Origin of the sequence: Curtobacterium sp. VKM Ac-2887 (genome assembly GCF_015350935.1) — a bacterium.
Taxonomy (GTDB): Bacteria; Actinomycetota; Actinomycetes; order Actinomycetales; family Microbacteriaceae; genus Curtobacterium.
Map to the genome: position 1 here is coordinate 1 of NZ_JADKSB010000049.1, position 846 is coordinate 846.

At 59.9% G+C, this 846-nt stretch carries 1 protein-coding gene; it reads right to left on the reverse strand.

Going from position 1 to position 846, the window contains the following annotated elements; genetic code table 11:
• Positions 1-90 precede the first annotated feature (90 nt).
• The coding region (locus ITJ69_RS20175) for a hypothetical protein (RefSeq protein WP_228549987.1) at positions 91-846 on the reverse strand (756 nt) is incomplete at its 5' end.

Below are 846 nucleotides of genomic sequence, written 5' to 3' on the forward strand. Positions count from 1 at the left end.
GCGGAAGCCAATCGGGACGTCGTAGCCGCGGACTTCGTCGCACACAGGAAGGGCGACTCCGGATCGCGGGCTGCGCCTGACAGATCCAGGTTACCCAGCCTCACTGACAACCCATTGAAAAATAAAGGCGACCCCAATTATCACCTGGCCTATGCCGACAGTGCGGACAAGGGTTCGGCTATAGAGCCACTTCACGGTTTCTTTCGGTAGCAAAGAAGGCTGTTTCAGAACAGCCTTGCGCGCTGCGTCTGGAAAAATGTTAACAATCGATCCGACCACAACGGCGACGATCCCGATTACTCCGAAGAAAACATGTGGATTCATGATGGCACCTACAACTTTACCAAGTGTAAGACACGTTGGTACCGCATGACGCTCCTGCCCGGAGCCCGCCTCCGAGGCCCATGGTCTGCGTTCCCAGAAGCGATCCTGAGCACGGTCGCCGTGTTGTTCTATACCGGACTGCCGGCACTCGTTCTCGGCTTCAGCGTCGGGCTCATGGCCACTTTGTTCGTGTTCTTCGTGTTCGCGGTCCTCCAGCATGCTGGCGCCAATGACTCCAAGCCTGTGGGCGGCGGCCATCCTCGCCGAGATCGGAACGATCTGGCCGAGCGCGTTCTTCGTATCAATGTTGAGATTTCCCCCGTGGACCACCGCGATTGTCGTGGCGAGCAGCGCCGTGGGCTCGGCAGTCCTGGGACAGCGCCTACTCAGACGACTCGTTACCGCGTCGTAAAGCAGGAGGGTCGGCCACCGGGACACGGAGCGGTGCGGAAACGACGACACCGAACGACCCCGCTCACAGGCGGCGTGTTGCGCGAGTCTGACGGTGTCCGGAGGACGATC